16 protein-coding genes and 2 pseudogenes are annotated in these 17119 nt (G+C 71.5%); 10 read left to right on the forward strand and 8 right to left on the reverse strand.

Annotation, left to right across the window (positions count from 1 at the left end; translation table 11 throughout):
- Positions 1-465: 465 nt before the first annotated feature.
- Complete coding sequence (locus ACIGYR_RS05905; protein WP_399601655.1) at positions 466-648, forward strand: hypothetical protein; 183 nt, start codon at positions 466-468, stop codon at positions 646-648.
- 79 nt (positions 649-727) lie between these two features.
- Complete coding sequence (locus tag ACIGYR_RS05910; RefSeq protein WP_399601657.1) at positions 728-1618, forward strand: SDR family oxidoreductase; 891 nt, start codon at positions 728-730, stop codon at positions 1616-1618.
- Between the two features lie 243 nt (positions 1619-1861).
- Here the strand turns inward: ACIGYR_RS05910 and ACIGYR_RS05915 are convergent.
- The 5 genes and pseudogenes from ACIGYR_RS05915 to ACIGYR_RS05935 form a co-directional block, all read right to left on the reverse strand.
- Positions 1862-2821: pseudogene (locus ACIGYR_RS05915) on the reverse strand (aminoglycoside phosphotransferase family protein); the annotation flags it as partial.
- Between the two features lie 67 nt (positions 2822-2888).
- Positions 2889-3733 (reverse strand): annotated as a pseudogene (locus tag ACIGYR_RS05920) (carbohydrate ABC transporter permease).
- Complete coding sequence (locus ACIGYR_RS05925; protein WP_399601659.1) at positions 3730-4656, reverse strand: carbohydrate ABC transporter permease; 927 nt, start codon at positions 4654-4656, stop codon at positions 3730-3732. Before ACIGYR_RS05925 ends, ACIGYR_RS05920 begins: the two are co-directional and overlap by 4 nt.
- 8 nt (positions 4657-4664) lie before the next feature.
- Positions 4665-5963 (reverse strand): extracellular solute-binding protein, encoded by a 1299-nt coding sequence (locus ACIGYR_RS05930; protein ID WP_399601662.1) that lies wholly within the window; start codon positions 5961-5963, stop codon positions 4665-4667.
- Positions 5964-6136: 173 nt separating this feature from the next.
- Positions 6137-6910, reverse strand: a complete 774-nt coding sequence (locus ACIGYR_RS05935) for a polysaccharide deacetylase family protein (RefSeq protein ID WP_391837369.1) — start codon at positions 6908-6910, stop codon at positions 6137-6139.
- Positions 6911-7463: 553 nt separating this feature from the next.
- Here ACIGYR_RS05935 and ACIGYR_RS05940 point away from each other — a divergent pair.
- Positions 7464-7592, forward strand: coding sequence for a hypothetical protein (locus ACIGYR_RS05940; RefSeq protein WP_399601666.1), 129 nt, complete (start codon positions 7464-7466; stop codon positions 7590-7592).
- A gap of 200 nt (positions 7593-7792) precedes the next feature.
- Here the strand turns inward: ACIGYR_RS05940 and ACIGYR_RS05945 are convergent, their stop codons facing one another.
- Positions 7793-7948 carry a DUF6131 family protein gene (locus tag ACIGYR_RS05945; protein WP_391837367.1) on the reverse strand — a complete coding sequence of 52 codons (156 nt, stop codon included), beginning with the start codon at positions 7946-7948 and terminating at the stop codon, positions 7793-7795.
- A gap of 491 nt (positions 7949-8439) precedes the next feature.
- Between ACIGYR_RS05945 and ACIGYR_RS05950 the strand changes: the two genes are divergently transcribed.
- Positions 8440-9312, forward strand: coding sequence for an SGNH/GDSL hydrolase family protein (locus tag ACIGYR_RS05950; protein ID WP_399601669.1), 873 nt, complete (start codon positions 8440-8442; stop codon positions 9310-9312).
- Between the two features lie 55 nt (positions 9313-9367).
- Here ACIGYR_RS05950 and ACIGYR_RS05955 read toward each other — a convergent pair whose 3' ends face one another.
- Together ACIGYR_RS05955 and uppS are read right to left on the reverse strand one after the other, a co-directional pair.
- Positions 9368-10870, reverse strand: coding sequence for an oxygenase MpaB family protein (locus ACIGYR_RS05955; RefSeq protein WP_399601672.1), 1503 nt, complete (start codon positions 10868-10870; stop codon positions 9368-9370).
- A complete protein-coding gene (gene uppS / locus ACIGYR_RS05960) occupies positions 10867-11646 on the reverse strand; it encodes a polyprenyl diphosphate synthase (protein ID WP_399602336.1) in 780 nt (259 codons plus the stop codon). Before uppS ends, ACIGYR_RS05955 begins: the two co-directional genes overlap by 4 nt.
- Positions 11647-12061: 415 nt before the next feature.
- Here uppS and ACIGYR_RS05965 point away from each other — a divergent pair, with 415 nt between their 5' ends.
- From ACIGYR_RS05965 to ACIGYR_RS05990, 6 genes are all read left to right on the forward strand, one after another.
- Positions 12062-12319, forward strand: coding sequence for a hypothetical protein (locus tag ACIGYR_RS05965; protein WP_399601675.1), 258 nt, complete (start codon positions 12062-12064; stop codon positions 12317-12319).
- Between the two features lie 126 nt (positions 12320-12445).
- A complete protein-coding gene (locus ACIGYR_RS05970; RefSeq protein WP_399602339.1) occupies positions 12446-12811 on the forward strand; it encodes a transposase in 366 nt (121 codons plus the stop codon).
- Between the two features lie 92 nt (positions 12812-12903).
- Positions 12904-14049: a serine hydrolase domain-containing protein gene (locus ACIGYR_RS05975; RefSeq protein ID WP_399601678.1), complete on the forward strand. Its 1146-nt coding sequence runs from the start codon at positions 12904-12906 to the stop codon at positions 14047-14049.
- Positions 14046-15626 (forward strand): alpha/beta hydrolase, encoded by a 1581-nt coding sequence (locus tag ACIGYR_RS05980; protein ID WP_399601680.1) that lies wholly within the window; start codon positions 14046-14048, stop codon positions 15624-15626. The genes ACIGYR_RS05975 and ACIGYR_RS05980 overlap by 4 nt, the downstream gene beginning before the upstream one ends.
- A gap of 129 nt (positions 15627-15755) precedes the next feature.
- Positions 15756-16238, forward strand: coding sequence for a carboxymuconolactone decarboxylase family protein (locus ACIGYR_RS05985; protein WP_399601683.1), 483 nt, complete (start codon positions 15756-15758; stop codon positions 16236-16238).
- A gap of 263 nt (positions 16239-16501) precedes the next feature.
- A complete protein-coding gene (locus tag ACIGYR_RS05990) occupies positions 16502-17071 on the forward strand; it encodes a quercetin 2,3-dioxygenase (protein ID WP_399601686.1) in 570 nt (189 codons plus the stop codon).
- Positions 17072-17119 lie beyond the last annotated feature (48 nt).

The raw sequence follows: 17119 nt of genomic DNA on the forward strand, positions 1-17119 counted from the left end.
ACCGCGGTCGGCCCGATGTGGGCGCCCTCCTCGTCCCGCAGGCCGCGCACCGCCCGGCGGCGGCCTCCGGCTCGGAGCGGCTGTCGCGCACGGTGACGGCCGCCTCGTACCGCAGGCCGCCGTTGCGGACGTGCGTGAGGTGAGGCGCCGGCGCGCGCAGTACATGAGTGAGCGGCGCCCCCGAGCGGGGCCAGCCGTCCCGTCAGCGGAGCGACTACACCGATGCACAGGGGAGTTGAGGCCATGGTGTGGGTCCTTCGCGTGGTCGCCGGCCGTTGTGGTACGGATCACCCGGGACAACGAAGAGGCGGCACATCGGCTTCGGCTCTGCCGGGTGAAAGGGGGTGCGGCGGACCGGCGACCGTACGGGTTTCCCAGTACCGCCAGTAACATGATCACCTTCTCTGGGTGTACCAGTCAGTCAACTTGGCGCCGTCCCCGGACGCGCCCTGCCCGGAGAAGTCCATGTCTTCTGTCAACGACGCGTTGGAAAACGCGCGCCTCACCTACGAGCAGCACATGCGGACGTGCCGCCAGTGCCACGCCGACGCCGCGCCCTGTGCCGTGGCGAAGCATCTCCTGCGGATCTACAACCTCGCCCGCCGGGACCGGATGCGCGCCATGGGGCCGAACACCCCGACGGCCTGACCGGCGCGGCACGCTTTTCGCCCGCGGCAAGGAGGGAACCCGGTCGCCTGCCCCGTTCGCCGACCCACAGGAGGCCACAGTGACGGACCGGCACGGTGACCGGCCGAACCCGGTCACCCAGCACGCACGCCCCGACTTCCCCTCCCAGGACCAGCCGCATCCGGGCTGGACCGGACCGATGGACCCGCCGCCCGACCACGGGGAGGAGTCCTACCGCGGCACCGGCCGTCTCGACGGCCGCAGGACAGTGATCACGGGAGGGGACTCCGGCATCGGACGCGCGGTGGCGCTCGCCTTCGCCCGCGAGGGCGCCGACGTGCTCTTCACCCACCTCGCCGAGGAGGAGAACGACGCCCGCGAGACGTCCCGGCTGGTGGAGGACGCGGGACGCAAGGCGGTCGCCGTGCCCTGCGACATCCGCGACGAGGACAACTGCCGGTCGCTGATCCAGCGCGCGGTCGCCGAGTTCGGCCGGATCGACGTCCTCGTGAACAACGCCGCGTACCAGATGTCCCAGCCGGACGGCATCGAGGCGATCACCACCGAGCAGTTCGACCGGGTGATGCGGACGAACCTGTACGGGATGTTCTGGCTGACCAAGTTCGCGCTGCCGCACATCCCGGCCGGGGGCTGCGTGATCAACTCCACGTCGGTGCAGGCGTACAAGCCCAGCCCGCACCTGCTCGACTACGCGATGACGAAGGGGGCGATCGTCACCTTCACCCAGGGGCTGGCCCAGATGGTCGCCGAGCGCGGCATCCGGGTCAACGCGGTCGCCCCCGGTCCGGTGTGGACCCCGCTCATCCCGTCGACCATGCCCGATACGGCGGAGTTCGGTAAGCAGAGCCCGCTCGGCCGCCCGGCCCAGCCCGCCGAGCTGGCCCCCGCCTACGTCTACCTCGCCTCTCCGGAGGCGAGCTTCATCACCGCGGAGATCCTCAACGCGACCGGAGGCACCCCGCTGCCCTGACCGGCGCGTGCGAGCGGGGACCGCTCAGCCGGCCCGGAACGGCGGCCCGGTCAGGAGCGCCAGCAGCCACCGGGCGGTCTGCGCCGCTCCCGGCTCGGCGGCCTGGGCGGCCCCCGGCCCGGTGGCCCGCGCCGCCCCCGGCTCGGCGGCCTGGGCGGCCCCCGGCCCGGCGGTTGGTGGCGGCCCCGGCTCGGTGGTTCGTGCCGCTCCCGGCTCGGTGGCTCGCGCTGCCCCCGGTCCGGCGGTTTGCGCGGCTCCCGTTCCGGCGCCGGACGCGCCGGGGAACATCCGGCCCCAGGCGGCGGCCCGGCTCAGGACGCTCAGCCGCCAGGCGAGCGCTGCCGCGCGCCGCAGCTCCGCCGCCGTGCGGCCGTTGCCCGTCCAGGGCTCCAGATAGGCGTCGAGCAGGCGGGGCAGCACCTGCGGCCCGTAGCGCTCGCATGCTCGTTCGGCCGTGACGCGCAAGCTGCAGAACGGGTGGGACACGGCGGCGTCGCCCCAGTCGAAGAAGGTGAACCGGCCCGCCGCCGGCCGGAACAGCTGGCCGTCGTGCAGGTCCGCGTGGTCGAGGGTGTCCGGGATCCCGAGGGAGGCGAGTTCCGCGCACCAGTCCGCGAGGCGGGGCCGCAGACCGTCCAGCCGGGCACGCTCGTCCGGGCCGAGCACGGTGTTCCCGGCGAGCAACTCGTCGAACACCGCGGGCAGGCCGAGCGTGCGGGCGGCGGGCACCCCCAGCCGCTCGATCTCGTCGGCGCGCGGCACCAGCTCGTACTGCATGCTCGCGTACTGGCGCAGCAGGGTCTCCCACTCCCGCGGCTGCACCTGTTCCCTGCCGAGTACGGTCCGGAACAGGTCGCCCCCGTCCGGGAAGAGCGCCCAGCCACGCGCGGCGTCGACGGCCAGCGGACGCAGCACATGCTCCGGCACCCAGCGGGCCAGGGCCGCGGTCAGCGGGCCCTCGAACGCGCTGGCCGGCGGGTTCGCCTTGAACCACACGGCCGACCGGCCCGCGACGGGCACCCGCACCAGCACGGACCACGGCCGCAACCGCACCTCCAGGGCGCCGTCCACGCGCAGGCCCTGTCCGGCGACCGTGTCGGCCACCCAGTCGAGGGCCGCGGCACGCCAGGGCTCCTCTTCCCACGGAGTCACCGCGTCCGGGTACCGCCCCCGGTCCACGAGCGTCGTCTCATCGTCTCGCACCGTCCCATTTCAGCATCGCGCCCGAGGCACCGACCAGCGGTTTTCCCTCACGGCGATGCTCCGTCCGTCAGTCCTTCACCGCTCCGCCCAGCCCGGAGACCAGGCGGCGTTGCACGAGGACGAAGAACAGCAGGACCGGGACCGTCATCACCGTCGACGCGGCCATGACCCCTCCCCAGTCGGGCTCGTCGGGTTTGTAGAAGACCAGCAGGGCCATCGGCAGGGTCGACTGCGAGATGTCGCTGATGATGAACGACTTGGCGAACAGGAAGTCGTTCCAGGCGGAGATGAAGGAGAACACGCTCGTGGCCACAGGCCCGGCATGACGAGCGGGAGAAGGATCTGCCACAGGAACCGCGCGCGGCTCGCCCCGTCGAGGTACGCGGCCTCCTCCAGGGACTCCGGTACGGCCTTCACGAACCCGCGCAGCATCCAGATCGCGAACGGCAGCGAGAAGGCGATGTGCGGCAGGATCAGCGAACCCAGGGTGTTCAGCAGACCGAAGTCGCGCATGAGGAAGAACATCGGGATGGTGAGCGCCTCCGCCGGCACCATCTGGGCCACCAGGAACATGATCAGCAAAGTGGTCCGGAAGCGGAACCGGAAGCGCGTCACGGCCGTCGCGGCCAGGAAGGCGATCAGCCCGGAGGCGATCACGACGCTCACCGCGACGACGAGACTGTTGCCGAAGTACCGGCCGAACGCCTGCTGTTCGAACACGCGCCGGAAGGACTCCAGCGAAGGGGACGAGGTCCAGGGCCTCGGGTCGGTGGACTCGATCTCCCCGGCCGGTTTGAAGGCGCTGAGCGCCATCCAGTAGAGGGGGAAGGCGACGACCAGGGCGACCAGCAGCGCTGTCCCCTCCGCGGCCAGCCGCCAGGGGCGCCGAACCGGACCGCGTGGAAAGCTCACAGTTCCTCCCCGTGGCGGCGCAGCAGCCGTAGATACCCGAGCGTGACGGCCAGCAGGATCAGCAGCATCACGACGCCGATCGCCGAGCCGAGGCCGTACTGCGAGGACGCGAAGGCCTTCTGGTAGGCGTAGACGTTCAGGACCAGGTTCTGGCCCGCGATGCCGCCGCCGCCCGTCATCACGTAGATCTGGGTGAAGACCTTGAAGTCCCAGATCACCGACTGGACGGTGACGATGACCAGGATGGGCCGGAGCATGGGCGTCAGCACCGAGCGCCAGATCCGCCACTGCGAAGCGCCGTCCAGGGCGGCGGCCTCCAGGACCTCGCTCGGCACGGCACGGATGCCGGCGTAGACGGTGACCATCACGAACGGGAAGGAGCACCAGACCACTTCGAGCAGGACCAACAGGAAGGCGCTGTAACGGCCGTACGTCCACGAGAAGTCGCCGAGCCCGAGGAGGCGGTCGACCGGACCGAAGTCCGGGTCGAAGAGGAACAGCCAGACCGTCGAACCGGTGATCGCCGGTGTCGCCCACGCTCCCAGCGCGGCCAGCGTCAGAGCCAGCCGTGGGACGGCGCGGACGCGGGTGAGCAGGACGGCGAGGGCACAGCCCACCGCCAGCGTGCAGACCACACAGGCCGCCGCGAAGCCGACCGTGGCCAGCAGCACCTGCCAGAACCGGTCGTCGGCGAACAGCTCGGTGTAGTTGTCCAGGCCCCGGAAGCTGGTCGGTTCGCCTCCGCTGACCTGGGCCTGGGTGTACTCCAGGAACGAGATCAGTCCGAGTTGGTAGACGGGGTAGACCAGCAGCCCGCCGAGGACGACGAGGGTCGGCGCGAGGTAGAGCCAGGGTGTCCAGCTGCCGCGCGCGCGTGGTCCTCGGCCGGGCCGTGGTGAAGTCGGAGCGGCTTGCCGAGCCACCTCCCGTGTCACCCCCCGGATCCGAACGCGTCGTTCATCCTCTTCGCCGCGTCCTCGGAGGCGGCTGCCACGTCCTTCTTGCCGCTGGCTATCTCCTGGAACATGGTCGGCAGCACCAGCGAGGAGTCGATCTGCGCCCAGGCGGGAGAGGCCGGCACGAACTTGGTGCCCGCGGTGAGGGTCTCGACGAACGGTTTGGCGAACGGCTCCTTGGCGGCGGCCTGTTCGCGTACGTCCGTGAAGGTCGGCAGGAAGCCCATCGCGTCGAAGAGCGCGCCCTGCGTCTTCTTCGAGGCGAGCCGCTTCATCAGGTCCACGGCGAGCGTGCGGTGCGAGGTGCTCTTCAGGACGCCGATGTTGTTGCCGCCCGCGAAGGCCGGCGCGATCGAGCCGGGCTGCACGCCCGGCAGCGGAACGACGGCGTACTTCCCCTTGACCTTCCCGGCCTCCACGGCGGCGTGGCTGAAGTTGCCGCCGATCGCCATGGCCGCCTTGCCGGAGACGAAGGCGGTCACCGTGTCGTTGCCGTTCATGCCCGCGCACTTGGCCGCGGGACAGTTGTCGTCACCGAAGAGGGAGGTGTACGCCTTGATGCCCTTCCGGGCGGCGGGGCTGTCGATGGCGGAGGCGTACGAACCGCTCTCGCCGGCGGCCAGTTCGCCACCGTTGGCCCAGATGAACGGCATCGCGCCGTAGGTGTAGGCGCCGCCGACGACGAGGCCGTACAGGTCGGGCTCGGCGGCCCGGATCCTCTTCGCGGTGGAGATCAGCTCGGCCTGCGACTTCGGTACGCGCAGCCCGAGTTCGCGCAGTACGTCGGTCCGGTAGTACAGCGCCCGGATGCCGACGAAGTACGGCGCCCCGTAGACCTTGCCGTCCACGGTGACCGACTGCCGGGCGGTCGGATCGGTGTCCTTGGCCTCGTTCCACATGGTGAAGTCGCGTGTGACGTCCGCGAGTCCGCCGTCCCGTACGTAGCCGGCGGTGTCGGTGTTGCCGTACTCGATGACGTCGGGTGCGGACGCGGGGTCGTTGAAGGCGGCCTTGATGCGCTGGGCGCGGGTCTCCACGGGAATGTACTCGACGGTGACGTCGGTGCCCTTGTGCGCCCGTTCGAAGCCGGCGAGTACGGCGTCGACGACGCGCTGTTTGGGCTGGTTGTCGACCTCCTGGAAAAGCCAGACGCGCAGGGTGCCGGTCTTCTCGTCCTTGTCGGAGGCGGAGCTGCCGGAGGTCTGGGGCGCGCACGCGGTGGCCAGGGTGGCGGCGAGCGCGGTGAGCCCGACAAGACGGACGGACAGGTTCATGGAGTGTTCCTCCGCTGAGGCGTTGCAACATGCGCAATGATGGTTTCGCTGTGCACAACGCCTCGGAGGCTAGAGGCAGCATGAACACGCCCACAAGAGGTCTCAACCACTCTGTGACCGGCGGACGCACACCGTGCAACGCCCAAGCGGCACAAAGACCCCCGGACGGTGCGTCAGCGCACCGGGAAACCGAAGGCGTACCCCTGCTGCTTCAGCCAGGGCAGCACGGTGCGCAGCGCCTCCACCGTCTGGGAGCGGTCGCCGCCCGCGTCGTGGAAGAGGATCGTGGGGCCGTTGGTCAGCTCGCTCTCGACGGTCGAGACGATCGCGGCGCTGCCCGGCCGCTCGAAGTCCTTGGAGTCGACGTTCCAGCCCAGGGGCCGCATCCCGTGCGAGGCCGCCAGCTTCCGGCTGTACGGGGTGAAGGCGCCGCCCGGGGCCCGGTAGTACATCGGCCGCACACCGCCCGACGCCTTGGTTATCTGCCGTTCGGCGTCGACGATCTGCTGCGACTGGTAGTCCTGGGACTTGGTGTCCATGGTGGTGTCGTGCGACACCGTGTGATCGCACAGCCGGTGACCCGCGGCCACCACCTGCTTGACCAGGTCGGGGTGGGCCTCCGCCTGGGTGCCGACCATGCAGAAGGTCGCCTTCACGCCGTTGTCGCGCAGCACCTGGAGCACCTGCGGCGTCCAGGACGGGTCCGGGCCGTCGTCGATGGTGATGTTGACCGCGTGCGCGCCCCGGTCGGAGGCATGGGCGATCTCCTCGGACACGGGCGCCGCCTTCGGCGCGGTGGGCCGGGCGGAGACACCCGGTGCGGCGGCCCCGCCGCCGCTCTGGCCGGCCTGCGCCGTCCATACCGAAGTCGCGGCGGCCACCGCCGTCACTCCGACCGCCGCAGCGACCACCCGGCCGTACCATCCCCGCCCGCCATGCCGCGCCATGTCCGTCCCGCCCCCTGCTGTGTTGATGGGTTCCGTGCACCTGGCAGGACGGCCGGCATCGATCACGGGATGCGTCTGTTACAGATCACGGACAATTCCGGGGCGCCTCCGCGACAGTCGTCCGGCGAACGGGGGGCCGGAAATCGCCGGTCGTCCGGTCCGGCCTGTTGCTGCACCGGCGCACCACCGCTTCCCATGGGCCTGCCCGGCGACGGACCGTCTCCGGTAACGGCTTTGCAGCTGTGGGGGGTTGGGGAGGCAGTGCGTCATTCCAGAACGCGCGGCGAGCAGCCGTCGGCAGGACCGAGAGCCCGGCGAAGCGCTTTATCCGGTGCGGCGGCGCTCCTGGGGGCCGCCGCACTCGTCGTCCCGGCGGCACCCGCCGCCGCCGTGCCGGTACCCGCCGCCGTACCGGCACCCCGCGCCGCCGTACCGGCACCGGTCGCGACGACCGCGGCGGGGGAGGGCGCGGCGACACCCGCCCTGGCGGACGGTATGCACCGCGCACGGCATCGTCCCGCACGGGGAGAAGGCCCTCGGTATCGACTCCGACGTGCTGCTCTGCCGTGTCGACACCTACGGCTCCCACCTCGGCGCCGGCGGCGGCTGGTGGGTCGTCTCGAACTCCGACGAGTCCGGCTCGGAGCGGGATCGTCGGCACGGCGCTCGGCGTCGACGGTGACGCGGTGACCTTCGCCTGCTACCACTACGGCGGCCGGCCCGGGGTGGCCTACCTGAGCCTGAAGGATCCGTCGAACGTGGTCACCATCGGCGGCGGCACCTACCACCGGTCGACCTTGCGCCCGCGCCGGCCCGCACCCCCTTCCGGCCCACCCGCGAGGCGGGTGGGCCGGAAGGGATCACTTGTCGCGGCTGGTGGCCTCACCAATAGTGGCGACGACCGGCGACCGCGTGCCCCATGGATCCCATGATCCACAGGATGGCTCCCACCACCAGCAGGATGATGCCGATGGTCCACAGGATCGAGATTCCTGTGAGGAAGCCGATAATGAGCAAGATGACGCCGAGGGCGATCATGTCGTGCCTCCAGCTGGTAGTGGTGCTCCTCACCTACGAGTGCCCCCGCCGCGGCCGGATGCGCATCTCGAACACGTAAATCTTTTTGGGTCGCGGCGGTCCGTGTTTCAAGAGGTTCGGTCCGTAATGTTGACTCCACGTTTCGGCGGCCTCACATTACTAATCGGTAGAACCCAGCGGTAATCCCGCGGCCGGTCTCTCGCCGGCGTCGTGCGTGCGCTGTCCGCCACGCCTCGCCGACTCGCACGCCCTTCGCGCACCGTTCTCGCACCTCGGCCTGCCCCGCACCTCGGCCTGCCCCGCACCTCGGCCTGCCCCGCACCTTGGCCTGCCCTGCACCTCGGCCTGCACCCGCACCTCGTACCGCCTACGCACGTCGGACCGCCCTCGCGCGTCCTTGCTCGATCGAGCCGCCTCGCTCTCGCGATCCCGCGCGCCCGTGGCACCGCCATGCCCGTTCGTTCCGTGTCCCGTCCTGACAAGGGAGAGCCATGCCCATTCCGGCCCTGCGTCGTGTTCTCACCGCCACGTCCGCTGCCCTCGGCGCGCTGGTCCTCGGTCTCACCGCGGCCCCCGCCCAGGCCACCGCACCCCTGAACTACGCGGCTCTCGGCGACAGTTACAGTGCCGCCTCGGGTGTCCTCCCCGTCGACCTCAGCAGCCCGCTCTGCCTGCGTTCCACGGCGAACTACCCCCACGTCATCGCCTCCCGGACGGCGGCGCGGCTGACGGACGTCACCTGCGGTGCCGCCCAGACCAAGGACTTCACCGAGGCCCAGTACCCCGGCGTCGCTCCCCAGACCGACGCGGTCACCACCGACACCGACCTGGTGACCGTGACCATCGGCGGCAATGACAACGGCACCTTCATCAACGCCGTGACCGCCTGCGGTACCGCGGGCGTCCTCAGCGCGGGCAAGGGCAGCCCCTGCAAGGACAGGTACGGGACGTCCTTCGACGACCAGATCGACGCCGACACCTATCCGGCGCTGAAAGCCGCGCTCCGCAGCGTCCGCACCAAGGCCCCGCACGCCCGGGTCGCGGTGCTCGGCTACCCGTGGATCACGCCCGCCACGGCCGACCCGTCCTGCTTCGTCAGACTGCCCCTCGCCACCGGCGACGTGCCGTACCTGCGCTCCCTCCAGACCCACCTCAACGCCGTGGTGCGGCGAGCCGCCGAGGAGACGGGGGCGACGTACGTGGACTTCTCGGCGGTCTCCGCAGGACACGACGCGTGTCAGGCCGTCGGCACCCGGTGGATCGAGCCCCTCCTGTTCGGGCAGAACGTCGTCCCGGTCCACCCCAACGCCCTGGGTGAGCGGCGCATGGCCGAACACACCCTGAGCGTCCTCGGCCTCGGCTGACGGCACGCCGCCCGTCCTGGCCGCCCCGTCCGCGTCGCCCCGTCCGGGCCGCACGTCACGTGTCGGCGAACAGCGGGTCGTACGGGGACGAGCGCTCGCGGCCCGTCATGAAGGACAGGAAGTCCCGCACGAACGCGGGGCGCGAGTACGTGCCGTCGGTGCCGGCCATGTCCCGTCGGAAACCCCGGCGGAACAGTGCCCGGTACTCGTTCCCGTCGACTCGCTGGTCGCCGTCCGTGTCGGTGGCGTCGAAAAGGACCTCGGCGACCCTGATCAGGGCCGGTCCGGCGAGCGACGGCACGGCCTCGGCGTACTCCCGGGCGCTGACGCGGCCGTCGCCGTCGGTGTCGAGGGCCGCCTGGAGTTCCCGCCACCAGTCGGCGAAGGCGTCGTAGAGCCGCGTCTCCTCCGGCTCGTCCAGGTCCAGACGACCGGCGATCTCCCGGGCCATGGCGGCGAGATCGGGCCAGTCCACATAGCCGTCCCCGGTCTGGTCCAGCACCGCCGCGAAGAACTCCTCGGCGCTGCGCGTATCGGTCCCCCCGCCCGGATCCGGCTCCGGCGGAAGGGGCGAGAGCAGCCGGACCAGGGCCCCGGCCCGCTTCATCCGGTCGCCCAGCGCGCCGATCGTCCGGACCCGGGGATCGTCGCTGCCGGGGGAGAGGGCGAGCAGCTTGGCGATGCCCTCGGGCTGGATCCAGCCGTCCGGCAGGAACCGGGCGAGGCCCACGGCCAGATAGGCGCTCTGCATCAGGGTCTGGGCGCCGGGCATCTCGGGCAGGCCCGCCCGCCGACGGAAGGGCTCCGGCAGGGACGCCACGGTGATCACACCGATGACGGGACCGGCTACCGCGCGGCCGGCCGCCCACATGGTGGGCAGACCGTTCAGCAGCGGCGGCGCGGGGAGATGGTCGAAGAGCCGGTAGAGGATGACGCGCATCGCCTCCGTGTTCTCCAGCCGCTCCTCGACCACACGGTCGTAGTACGACCAGAACTCCGGGAGCGTGCGCGGCAGGTGGCGGGCGTCGCCGTCCAGGGCGGCCAGATAGGCCCGGAATTCGGCGTACAGCTGCTCCATCACGTCCTGTTCCAGCGGCTGCCCGCTGAGACGGCACATCGTGACGCTGCTCTCGAAGAGGGTCGCGACCACCCAGGCCCGCACCTCGGGATCCATGGCGTCGTACGGCCGCTCGTGCGCGTCGGCGCCCTTCAGCCGCGCGTGCAGCCGGTTGAGCCGTGCCGCCTCCCGGCGCCGCACATCCTCGTCCGGGCCGAACATGCGCTGCAGGCTCACGAGCGTGTTGCGCAGCCGGCGCCAAGGGTGGGCCACGAACGTCGAGTTGTCGATCAGGGCCGCGCCGACCTGCGGGTGGGCGGCCTCCAGTACGGTCGCCCGGACCATGGCCAGCGCCCAGCGCGGATCGCTGAAGAACTCGTGGAACCGGCTGTCCGGGCCGAAGAGGGACGCCTCGTCAAAGGCGCTCGGCCCGGATCCCCGGTCGCGGTGATCGGCACCGGCGCCGGTGTCCGCGGGCCCGTTGCCGCCTGTGTAGGTCACGGTCGCCGTTCTCCCTTCGCGTTCGGCGTCACGCCGCCGAAGCGACGATCGCGCTGCTGGTAGTCGTGCAGGCACTTCAGGAAGTGCGCCGCGCGGAAGTCGGGCCAGAGGACGGCCGGGAAGATCCACTCCGCGTAGGCGACCTGCCAGAGCATGAAGTTGGAGATGCGCTGTTCCCCGGAGGTCCGGATGACGAGGTCCACATCGGGTGTGTCGGGGAAGGGCAGATGAGCGGCGAAACTCCGCTCGTCCACGGCCTCGGCCGGCACTCCGCTGCGGATCAGCGACCGTGCCGCCGCCACGATGTCGCCACGCCCACCGTGATCGAACGCCACGGTCAGCGTCATGCCCCGGTTCTCCCCCGTCAGCGTCATCAGGTCGGCGAAGTCCTGGGTCAGCGCCGGGGGGATCCGCGGATCCGCCACTCCGAGGAACCGGCAGCGGATCCCGCGCATGTGCAGCAGCGCGGCATGCTTGCGCACCACACGGCGGACCAGCCGCATCAGGAAGTCCACCTCGGCGCCCGGCCGTTGCCAGTTCTCCGTGGAGAACGCGTACAGGCTCAGCCACTCCACACCGGCCGCCCGCGCCGCCTCGATCACGTCGATCACCGTCGTCTCCGCCGCGCGGTGACCCGATGTGCGGGGCAACGACCGCCGTGCCGCCCAGCGGCCGTTGCCGTCCATGACACAGGCGACGTGCCGGGGCACCCTCCGGCGCCCCACGCCCGGCGGACGGCTCCGGTCCGGCTCAAGAAACGCGGCGGAACCGTCGATGGCTTCCTCAACCGTCACGTCTGCCCCTCCCCAGCAGCGACGAGCGGACCCTCCGCCACTTCACGGCCCTCTCGGCTGACGGGCCGGACCGTCTTCAGCAGGGTGTCAGTCCCTGGAGCCGGAGACGGCGCAACGCCTGCGGTTCACCCTTGGTACTCCTGTCTGAGGGCGTGATCACATGCCGGATCGCGAGGCAAACCCCGATCCGCGCACGGCTCGAGGGGCCCGGGTCCCCGGCACCTGGTGCTCCCGGCCGCCGCCCCTGGGGAGCCCGGCGGCGGTCATGACGCCGCACCCACGGAACGGCTAGGTCGGAGCGGGGGCGCCGGTCTCCCCGTCCGGCCGACTGCCCACGACCTCAGCGCGACACGCCCCTGCGGACGTGCGGTGCTCAGCGTCAGGGAGAGGGGACGCCGTGAGCCGCACCGAAGAAGTGGACGTGGGCCTGGACCGGGATGTCTTCATGCGCGGACTCGTCCGCGAGCTGGCGACATCGCTGGAGACCGTCATCGGTCCCGAGGAGGCATCGGGCTGCAGCAGCCTGGTCGTGCTGTCGGTGGGATCGCAGATCAACGAGGCGTACACCCAGGCCCTCGGGCTGCCCCGGTTCGACCGGGAACAGGTCGCCGATGTGCTGGTCGATCTCAAGCAGCGCATCAAGGGTGACTTCTAGGCTCTGGCCGCAGTTCCGTGAATGCCCAGGTCAGGGGCCGGAAAGCGGGATCGTTTCAGCAGGGTGTTCGCTGCCGTGGCGAGCAAGACGGTCGAGGATGTGCTGTTCAGGCTGCTGACGGCGCCGATGGTGGCGGACCGTGCCCCGCGGGTGCTGGGGGTGGACGAGTTCGCCTTCCGCAGGGGCTGCACCTACGGCACCGTGCTGGTCGACGTGGAGGCCGGCCGGGTCGTGGACGTGCTGCCCGACCGCACCTCCGCGACGTTCGCGGCCTGGCTCACCGGCGTCACCCCCGTGGGCGGGGTTCATTGCCACGACCGGCGCGGACCCGAACGCCTGAGGACGTCATACCGGTCCCGAAGGCCGTGGGGCCGGCCCCCTTGTGATGCCACGAAAAGGGTGACGGGGGGCTCGCCTCCCCCGTGCGCTGGTGCTGGCCCCCGTACCGAATCGCCTGCCTGCCGGAGTGAGCACGTTCCCGGCGATGCCTAGCGTGCTGTCACATGACAATCGCTTTACGTCGCCCGGTATTTCGCCGACGTACCGGCCTCTTTCGCCGACGTACCTGCCTCACGGCCTTGGTCATGGTCTGCCTGCTCAGCGCCGCCCCGGCCGCCGTCGCGCAGCCGCCCAGGGGCGCGCCCCGCGCGTGCGGCCCGCACCCGGGGGTGAGCCGGTCCGTGCACCACCTCCTGACGCACGACCGCATCGCCGGCGCCGCGGTCATGGTCGACGACCCCGCCCCGGACGCCCCTTGCGACCGCTGGACAGTGGCCGAAGGCGTGGCCGATCTGCGCACCGGCCGGTCCATGAACGCCACCGACCGGCTGCGCGTCGGCAGCGTCACGAAGACCTTCACCGCGACGGTCGTCCTGCAACTCGCCGCCGAGCGGCGGCTGTCCCTGGACGCGCCCGTCGAGCGCTACCTGCCGGACCTGATCCGCACGGGCGGTCATGACGGCCGCCGCATCACCGTACGGCAGCTCCTGCAGCACACCAGCGGGCTGCCCGACTACCTCGAGGCACCCGAGTGGGAGCACCCCGAACGGATGCGGTACCGCCACTTCGAGCCGCGCCGGCTCATCGCCGACGCCCTGCGGCTGCCGCGCCCGGAGGCCACCTGGCACTACGCGACCACCAACTACCTCGTCGCCGGGCTGATCGTCCGCCAGGTCACCGGCCACAGCCCGGAGGCGGAGATCACCCGCCGCGTCATCGCGCCGCTGGGCCTGCACGACACGTACTGGCCGGGTGACGACACCCGCGTCCGAGGCCCGCACTCGCACAGCTACTTCACCGCGGCCGACGGCCGCCGGGTGGACGGTACCGACTGGAACACGACCTTCGGCGGTGTCGGCGGCGCCCTGATCTCCACCCCGGCCGACCTGAACCGGTTCGCCGCCGCGCTGTTCACCGGCCGGCTGCTGCCCGCACCGCAACTCGCCGAGATGCGGCACACGGTGGCCGCCGACCCCGACCGGCTCTGGCCCGGCGCCCGCTACGGGCTCGGCCTGATCTCCTCGCCGCTGTCGTGCGGCGGCACCTGGTGGGGCCACGCCGGGACCGTGCCCGGCGGCCACCGGGCGCTGGTCGCCGTCGGTCCCGACGGCCGCCGCGTCGCCGTCGCCCTGAACGAGGTGCCCGCCACGCTCCAGGCCGAACTGGACTTCCTCGACGTCGTCGACCAGGCCCTCTGCGAGGGCACGTCCGCCGAAAGGACATCCCCATGACCGCCTCCACCTCCCCCGACGGTCGACGCCGCCCGCATCGCGGCCGTCCGCGCCGGTTCACCGCGCGAGCCGCGGCGGCCGTCGCCCTGTCCCTGGCGGGCGCACTGACCGTGGCCGCCGCGCCCCGCCCGGCCCCCGACCCGCTCGCCCGCTTCCACGACCAGGACCTCCACTGGAAGAGCTGCCTGCTCGGCCCCGACGACACCACCGGCAAGGACCTCGAACAGGCCGGCGCCCAATGCGCCGACGTCACCGTCCCGTTGGACTACGCCCGCCCCGAGGGCCGTACGATCACCGTCGCGATCTCCCGGATCCGCGGCACCGACACCGCACACCGCGTCGGCGCGCTGCTGCTCAACAGTGGCGGTCCCGGCGGACAGACGATCGGTGACCCGCCCTGGGTGCGAAGCGCCATGAAGGACGTCGCCGCACGCTATGACGTGGTGGGCGTGGACCCCCGCTTCGTCGGCCGGAGCACTCCTCTGGACTGCCACTGGCCCACCGGCAGCATGATCCGCGGAGCCGGCACCGGCCGTGCAGGCTTCGACCGCATGACCGCCTTCGCCGCGGACCTCGCCCGCCGCTGCCGTACCCACGCCGGTGACCTGCTGCCGTACGCGACCACCCGGAACACCGCGCGCGACATGGACGTCATCCGCGCGGCGCTGGGCGAGCGCAGGGTCTCCTACCTGGGCTACTCCTACGGCAGTTATCTCGGCCAGGTGTACGCGACGATGTTCCCCGGGCGCACCGACCGGGTCGTCCTGGACGGCGTGGAGGCTCCGGAGGTCTACGGTCCCCGGCTGCTGCGGGGTACCGAGGAGGCCAACCGGCACGCCCTTCGCGGCTGGGCCGACTGGACCGCCGCGCACGACGCGGCTTACGGGCTCGGGCACACCCGCGGCGCCGTGCTGGCGACGGTGAACGGCATCCGGTCGGCGGCCGCCCGCACGCCGCTGCGCGTCGGCGGCCACCGGGTGGACGAACACGCCCTGCCCGTCGTCGTCTTCAACGGCCTCTCGCAGGACAACCCCACGGCGTACGGCGACTTCGCCCAGGCCGTACGGGAGCTGCGGCGCGCCGCCGAAGGGCGGCCCGTCACCCCGTCCCCGTGGCTGGCCTCAACACTTGAGTTCATGCTGACCGGGCACGAATCCGTGTACGGCAGCGCGCAGACGGCCATCCTGTGCGGCGACGTGCCCGCACCCCGCGACCCGGAGACGTACTGGCGTGATCTGCGGCGCGCCGAAAGCCCCGACCAGCTGTTCGCCCCCGTCACGAACGACATCAACCCGTGCGCGTTCTGGGATCCGCCGCGCGAACGCCCGACCACGATCCGCGGCGACCTGCCGGCCCTGCTCGTCAATGCCACCGGCGACCCGCGCACCACCTACCGCAGCGCCCGGACGGTGCACCGCGACTGGCCCAGCTCGCGCCTGGTGACCCTGCGGGGAGCGGACCAGCACGGCGTCTACGGCGTCTTCGGCAGCGCGTGCGTGGACAGTACGGTCAACGCCTACCTCGCGACCGGCCGCCTGCCGTCCGGCGACATCGGTTGCCCCCGGCCCGCCGCGTGACGGCCCGTCGGCAGCCGGACTCCACCGGTGCCCTTCCGAGGGCCCGTCACCGGGCGGCCGTCGGGTGCCAGGGTCCCCGGGCCCCGTGATAGTTTCAACTTCAACAAAATCGGGTCCGAGGAGTTCAGGTTGACCAGTACCGTCCCGGCCGGCGCCGCCCGGCGGATCTTCATCGACAAACAGAGTCCGAAGGTCTACCACGCGCTGGTGCAGACGGCCGAGGCGGTCCGCGCGGTCGCCGCCGAGGCCGGCCTGGACCGCGTCCTGGTGGAGCTGGTCAACCTCCGCGTCTCGCAGCTGAACGGCTGCGCCTACTGTCTGCACGTGCACACCCGGGCCGCGCTGCGGGCCGGCGAGACCCCGCAGCGCCTCGGCGTGCTCGCCGCCTGGCGTGACACCGAGCTGTTCACTCCCGCCGAGCGGGCCGCCCTCGCCCTGGCCGAGGCGACGACGGCCGCGGCCGACACCGCCGCCCAGGACGCCGCCTACGCGGCGGCACGGGAGGTGCTCACCGACGACCAGACATCCGCGGTGGTCTGGGTGGCCGTCACCATCAACGCGTTCAACAGGGTCTCGATCATGAGCCGGCATCCGGTGCGGGCCGATCAGTGAGGCGCTGACAGGCGTTCGGGGCGTGCCGGCCGATGGATGTGCCGACGGCGTTCGGGAAATGCCGGCCGATGGGCGTGCCGATGCCGTTCGGGAGGTGTTCGGCCGATCGGTGTGCCGACGCCGCGGCGCAGAGCCCCGTCGGCCGGTTCCGCCGCGCGCCCGCCCTGACCGTGCAGGTCCCGAAGTGACTCCTCCGGTTCGTTGGCCACCTGCCTTATGTCAGGTAGCCTGACATTGTCAGCGCACGGAACCGGAGGCTCTGCATGACCATCGAGTACGCCACCCGCTACCGGGCCCGCTCCTTCATCCCGCCGGAGCCGGGCAAGCCCTACTTCATCGAGAAGGGTCTGGGCGACCGGGCGCACCTGTTCGGTGACCTCGTGACGATCTACGCGGGCGGTGAGCAGACTGAGAACACCTTCAACTTCTTCACCTGCGAGGGCCCGAAGGGGGAGGTGATCCCCGCCCACTCCCACGCCGACACCTACGAGGTCTTCTACGTCACCCAGGGCGCCGTACGGCTCTTCGTGGAAGACCTCGGGGGCGAGCAGTACGAGAAGCTGCTCACGCCCGGTGACTTCGGCTTCGTACCGAAGAACTGCCCCCACGCCTACCGGATGGAACGCCACCACTCGCAGGTCGTCGGCGTCGCCGCCGGACCGGGCGGCACCTTCGAGCGGTTCTTCGAGTCCCTCGGCACGCCGGCCGACGAACTGGGCCTGCCGTCCCGGCCCTTCGTCCCCGAACCGGACAAGTTCGGCACCGTGTCCGAGCGGCACGACGTCCGCTTCCTCCCGCACCACCAGTGGCACACGGGAAGTCGACCGTCGTGAGGGCCCCGACGACGACCGCACCCGCTGCCCGTCCCGGGCGCCCCGCAC

The organism is Streptomyces sp. NPDC053076 (assembly GCF_044546845.1).
In the GTDB taxonomy this organism is placed as follows: Bacteria; Actinomycetota; Actinomycetes; order Streptomycetales; family Streptomycetaceae; genus Streptomyces.